This window comes from Paenibacillus amylolyticus, assembly GCF_003719335.1.
Lineage (GTDB): Bacteria > Bacillota > Bacilli > Paenibacillales > Paenibacillaceae > Paenibacillus > Paenibacillus amylolyticus_D.
In genome coordinates, this window is record NZ_RIAS01000031.1 from 23,765 (window position 1) to 29,764 (window position 6,000).

A 6,000-nucleotide genomic window follows, 5' to 3' on the forward strand; every position below is an offset into this window, starting at 1 on the left:
GAAGTCATGTATAATCGCAAAAAACCGTTGGAAGAAATTCCACAAGCAGATGCGGCAATCTGGGAATGCACGAGTGATACGTGCAAAGGATGGATGCGGGACAATTTTGCGTTTGATACCGTGCCTACTTGTCCAATATGTGCTTCTGAGATGGTTAGCACGACTAGGATGCTACCATTGCTTGAGAATTCGAATAGTAACCTGAAAACGATGTCTAAAGGAAATCGGATTTAATATAGCTTACCCGCCTCTCACGAGGTGTTTTTTTTTAGAAAATGAACATCCGTTACTGAGGTAGGGAATTAAATAAGAACATCCTGGCATTCGTTTAAGGCGAATGCCTTTTTTGTTGCATAAAAAGGACCTCTTCCTGTTCCGTAATCGAACAAGGAGAGGTTTTTGTTGATTGCTAATATAGATGCAATAGCTATTTGTTATTGAGATTTAGATAAATAAGAATGGAAGAAGGAACAATGTAGCAATTAGGGCAACGTCATAGCCAGCTCCGTATCCGTAACCGCCATAACCACCGTATCCACCGCCATATGGGTAGCCACCATAAGCTGAAGATTTAGCTTTTCTGGCTGATGTTAATTTCTTTTTGTTTACTCTACGCAGTTGTTGCTTGGATTGGATGGAAGACAGCCGTGGACCTTGGAAACATTCATTCAAGTAGACCTTCCCATCCCGGCAACCTCCAAGTGTACCATACATATGCGTACCGTCTCTCATGACAAGACAGACAGGGCGTCCCACATGCGGTGACACCGTTTCTTCACATACCGGATGAATTCTGTGCATGCATATCCCCCTCATAGTTGCGGTTTGCCGCCTGAAATCAACGGTTTGTATATCATAGTAGGAAATGAGTGGATTGGTATGGACGAGTACCCGGTTATCTCCATAGTCAGGAGCGGTTTTTCGGTTTGTTCCATAGACTGGAGAGAGGGAAGGAGGGGAGTCATGGATTATCATGATTTACTTGCTCGTTTAGGAGAAGGAAGTGCTCATCCTGGCGGATTTTCGGCTACACTGCAACTGCTTGATTCATTATCGCTGCCTGCTCGGGTTCATGTTCTGGAGATTGGGTGCGGTACGGGAAGAACAGCATGTTATCTGGCTCAGCAGGGGTACAACGTAACGGCAGTTGATCTGCACCGTCACATGCTGGATAAAGCGGTAAGGCGTGCACGTAAAGAGCGGGTTGATGTGCGTTTTATCCAAGCCGATGCTACAGCATTACCCTTGCCAGATAACCACGTAGATGTAGTGTTTATCGAATCGGTAACGATTTTCACCCCATGGCGCAAAGCACTGGCTGAGTATGGGAGAGTACTGAAACCTGGAGGGCTACTTGTTGATCGGGAGATGGTTTTATCGGGAAGAAAAACGGAACTGATGAGTCGCAGACTGAAGCAATTCTATGGGATACGTTCACTGGTAACTGTGTCAGCTTGGAAGAAACGACTGAGTGGATGTGGATTTTCTGAAGTTAAAGTGAGGGAACAATCGCGTACTATGGGCAAGTGGGGAGTCGATCACGACCCTTTACGTGAAATGGATATGAACTGGCTTGAGGATAAAAATATACAGCGAATGAGTCGCACCAATGACCGGTTGCTTCTGAGGTATGGAAAAAGGCTGGGGTATGCCGTATTTACAGCGAGAGTTGCTACGGAAGCTGGGCCAAATTGAAAAGGGGCAACCCACATTCGTTATGATGTGGGTTGCCTCTTACGTTTATAAGCAGGGTGACTGGAGAGTTTTGCACCAAGTCCAAGTCAATCTGGCCCTGAGTACAACAAGTGTTCTAGATGAATACGGAACTATAGATTACAGCATGTCGTTATCAATGATGCGCCAGTGATGTTTGAGCAGTGCTTCCAGCTGTGGTTTATCCTTAGCACGGAACGCACTTAAAATCTGTCTGTGCTCTTCATTGACTTCATGCAGCACCTCGGATAGTTTCGGCTTGTTATCACTGACATAGGATTGACGGATAAAGCTGTTCTTCAGTGTGTTCAACATTTCGATGACGGTGGCGTTGCCGCAGCGCTGGATGTACAGGTTGTGGAACAGATACTGATTTTTGCTGTAGGCAGCCAGATCAAGTTGGTTGATATCTTCATCCATGCGGGCGATCAGGGCTTCCATTTCTAAAAGTTCTGACGCTTTGAGATGATCCGCTGCAAGCGTGGCGGCCAGTGCCTCCAACGCACCGATAGCCTGCGAGAATTCAAGCTTTTTGCTTGTATCAAAAGGAGCAACAATAAATCCCCTGCGTGGGATATATTGCAATAGATTGTCAGAGGTCAACTGAAATAAAGCTTCCCGGGTAGGGGTGCGACTGATATCCAGCTTTTTGCAAATTTCGGCTTCGTTAATCTTCTGGTTGGGAAGTAGCGTCCCGTCCTGAATCTTCTGAGCGATGTAATCGTAGACATGATCTTTCAAGGAACGGTACTTAGGAACCTCCATACAAATTCTCCCTTCTATATGTATAGTGACGATCAATGGTTAATGAAGCCATACAGGGCGCGCTGTTCCGGGTGTTTCAAGTTTTTATCATCTTACCATCGAGGGGGGAGTTGGGCAAGCAAAGTTCACACGCTGGGAGCTACATGAGCGGCGGTAGTGAACGGGAAACATTTTATGGAATTATAGTCTGAAAATGATCAAAAAAGCGTTGTCATCCCCTTATAGGTTTGCTACTATTGAAAATATAAATAAGTGCATATCATATTATGTATATTGTATACAGATTTGCGATAGGTACATTCTTGGTCTTCATCCGAGAACTAATGGTTCATCTTTAAGAAATATAAAGTTAATGTGATATGTTGGAGTGCTGGTATACAAACAGGGCGGATGCGGAAAAAGAGGAAACAAGTCGTAAACGCAGATCAACTCGCATACACTGTTACTGTATTTTGTATACAATATTATGCGGAAGGTTGTGAAGGAATGCCAGATACCGAGATGTTCATTCAATGGTCGGAGACGTATGCTGCGCCTAATTATCATCCACTTCCCATCGTCATTGAACAGGCAGGAGGGGTATGGGTCGAGGACCCTGAAGGCCGCCGCTATATGGATATGTTAAGTGCGTATTCAGCGCTGAATCATGGACACAGACACCCTGTCATTATTCAAGCGTTGAAAGATCAGGCAGACAAGGTCACATTGACATCACGGGCATTTCACAGCCATGCTGCAGCAATATTTTATCAGAAACTATCCATGTTTACAGGTAAATCCAAAATATTAGCTATGAATACGGGAGCAGAGGCGGTTGAGACAGCAGTAAAGGCCGTACGAAGATGGTCATATCGTTGCAAAGGTGTACCTGAAAATCAGGCCGAAATCATCGTATGCTCTGGCAATTTTCATGGGAGAACGCTGACGGTTACTTCTTTTTCTTCGTCCGCTGAGTATAAAAAGGATTTTGGGCCGTTCACACCTGGGTTTCGAATTATCCCTTACGGTGATCTGGAGGCTTTGAAACAAGCGATCACACCGAATACAGCGGGTTTCCTTGTAGAGCCCATTCAGGGTGAAGCGGGGATTATTATTCCTCCAGCTGGATACTTGTCAGAGGCGTTTGCGATATGCAGACAGCAGCGAGTCTTGACCATGGCGGACGAGATCCAAACCGGATTTGGAAGAACGGGGCGCCGATTTGCCTCTGATTGGGAGAATGTCGAACCAGATATATGGATTATGGGTAAAGCGCTTGGGGGTGGTGTGATGCCGATTTCGGCAATTGCCGCCGAAGCAGACATCCTGGATCTGTTTGAACCGGGATCACATGGTTCTACGTTTGGGGGTAATCCGCTTGCCTGTGCGGTAGCAGTTGCCGCTTTGGATGTTTTGGAAGATGAGCAACTTGCGGAGCGGTCAGAGCGGCTGGGGAATTATTTTATGGAACAACTTCAAGGTATTCAAAGCTCTGCTATACGGGAAATTCGGGGCAAAGGTCTTTTCATTGGGGTTGAACTCGATGGTCCTGCCCGACCTTATTGCGAACGTCTGATGTCGGCAGGATTGCTTTGTAAGGAAACGCATGAAACTACGATTCGTTTGGCTCCTCCGCTAACCATAAAGGAATCAGAGATTGATTGGGCTATAGAGATCATTAAAAATGTGCTTGGTGATGCTTCATCTTAAGGGTAAGGTGCATCAGTGGGCAGTAGTTCAACAACGATGAAAAGGAGCGATACTTTATGAAGAATGAGGATGTTTTGGCTGCTGGAGAGCAGGCGATGCGAAATGTATCTGGTCAGGACACGGGTCATGTAAAGACTCAACAACAAGAAGTGGCTCTGATTAAAGTTCCTTTTGGGTTAGCGGGTGCAAGAAATGGGGCTGAGTTGGGCCCTGATGAACTGATCACTGCCGGATTGAAACGCGAAATTGCGAGTTTGGGATTTCCCTTGAATAGAGAGGTGCGTGTGGATTGCCCTGCACAGTCGGCAACTCCACTTGGGCGCAAGACAGTAAAGTATTTGAATGAGGTTCAGCAGGTCAGTGAGCATGTGTGTCAAGAAGTAGCATCTGCTCTCGAAGAGGGAGCTTTTCCAGTTGTACTTGGGGGAGACCATAGCGTGGCCATCGGTACTTTGGCCGGGTTAACTGCTCATTACAACAATTTAGGGGTGATCTGGTTTGATGCCCATGCAGACTTGAATACGGAAGAACATAGCTTGACTGGAAATATGCATGGAATGAGCGTGGCTGCATTTCTTGGGCATTCGACTTTTAATCTGTCACAGATCAAAGGTGCCGGTTCCTTTGTTCATCCTTCCAACCTGGTCTATATCGGACTCCGTGATGTGGATGACTACGAGAAGGAGCAGATCAGAGCATTGGGCATTCGAGCTTTTACGATGCATGATATTGATCGAATGGGGATGCAACACGTCATTGATCAGGCAATGGTGATTGCGGGAGATGGGACGGAAGGTATTCATGTTAGCTTTGACATGGACTGCCTTGATCCGCGTGAAGCGCCAGGGGTTGGAACGCCTGTGCCGGGTGGGCTGAGTTATCGAGAAGCGCATTTTGCGATGGAGTGTTTAGCTGCGAACAACCGGGTTGTATCTATGGAATTGGTTGAAGTGAACCCGCTACTTGATCAAAACCGGCATACAGCGAGGCTGGGTGTTGGGTTAATTGCATCTTTGTTAGGTAAGTCTATTCTATAGAAGGAAGAAGAGAGCGCTCAGAGGGCACAAGTATGATCTATAAGGTGTGTTGCCGGGGAGTTGTGTTATAGGTCAGCTGAAACATTATGCTGATCATTTACGCGGCTTCCCTGTATTTAAGTAGGTTGATAAATGTCCTTAATAAGTTGTAACCGTTCGTGTGATGATGTTATTCAGGTTATAATAGAGTGCAGTATACGACATAGTTAGAAGCTGATTAACAACGAGCTGCATAATGAGCTGCTCAAGATCTACACTGTCCCATGTAACATTACATCTTCTATCTCGTTTCTTGGGTTGTGAAATAAAAGCAACATCGTGAGTGCATTATACAAATTCATAATTGGATAGGATGTCTTAAAGTTCGTATATATAATGATATAAGTCCTGGTCCATATGATGAAATCTTATATTTTTAAAATAAGTGTTGCATTGTTATGTCATACATGGTATATTCTAATTCCGGCCAAGAAAACACGGTTCACACGGTGCGGCAAGTAAATGAAAACAAGCTTCGAAAGAAACTTGAAAAAAAGCTTGCAAAGTTGGTTCGGAGATGATATGATATAAGAGTTGCTGAAACGAACTGGTTTCGGTAGCAAGAAAAGTTTGATCTTTGAAAACTGAACAACGAGTGAGTAACGATCTTGCTTGCAAGATCGACGCTGGAAAAATCGGTACACGTCTTCGGACTGTATGATTTTGAAAGCACAATGAGATTTTAATCTCGTCAGATTCAAAATGAGCTTATCGCTCTTTTCAATAACTTTATTGGAGAGTTTGATCCTGGCTCAGG

The 6,000-nt window shown here is 45.1% G+C and carries 6 protein-coding genes; 4 read left to right on the plus strand and 2 right to left on the minus strand.

The features are described from left to right. The first annotated feature begins 6 nt into the window (after window positions 1-6). Window positions 7-234, plus strand: a complete 228-nt coding sequence (locus EC604_RS28910) for a cold-shock protein (RefSeq protein WP_090924970.1) — start codon at window positions 7-9, stop codon at window positions 232-234. 210 nt (window positions 235-444) lie between these two features. Here the strand turns inward: EC604_RS28910 and EC604_RS28915 are convergent, their stop codons facing one another. Beyond that, on the minus strand, window positions 445-801 hold the full coding sequence (locus EC604_RS28915; protein WP_123067401.1) for a hypothetical protein: 357 nt from the start codon (window positions 799-801) through the stop codon (window positions 445-447). A 162-nt stretch (window positions 802-963) separates the two neighbouring features. Between EC604_RS28915 and EC604_RS28920 the strand changes: the two genes are divergently transcribed. Next, window positions 964-1,695 (plus strand): class I SAM-dependent methyltransferase, encoded by a 732-nt coding sequence (locus tag EC604_RS28920; RefSeq protein ID WP_161557085.1) that lies wholly within the window; start codon window positions 964-966, stop codon window positions 1,693-1,695. A 138-nt stretch (window positions 1,696-1,833) separates the two neighbouring features. Here EC604_RS28920 and EC604_RS28925 read toward each other — a convergent pair whose 3' ends face one another. Then, entirely contained in the window at window positions 1,834-2,478 is a 645-nt protein-coding gene (locus EC604_RS28925) for a GntR family transcriptional regulator (RefSeq protein ID WP_123067403.1), read from the minus strand. A gap of 486 nt (window positions 2,479-2,964) precedes the next feature. Between EC604_RS28925 and EC604_RS28930 the strand changes: the two genes are divergently transcribed. Both EC604_RS28930 and rocF read left to right on the plus strand, forming a co-directional pair. After that, window positions 2,965-4,167, plus strand: a complete 1,203-nt coding sequence (locus EC604_RS28930; protein ID WP_123067404.1) for an ornithine--oxo-acid transaminase — start codon at window positions 2,965-2,967, stop codon at window positions 4,165-4,167. 56 nt (window positions 4,168-4,223) lie between these two features. Beyond that, a complete protein-coding gene (gene rocF, locus EC604_RS28935) occupies window positions 4,224-5,204 on the plus strand; it encodes an arginase (RefSeq protein WP_345789289.1) in 981 nt (326 codons plus the stop codon). The last annotated feature ends 796 nt before the right edge of the window (window positions 5,205-6,000 follow it).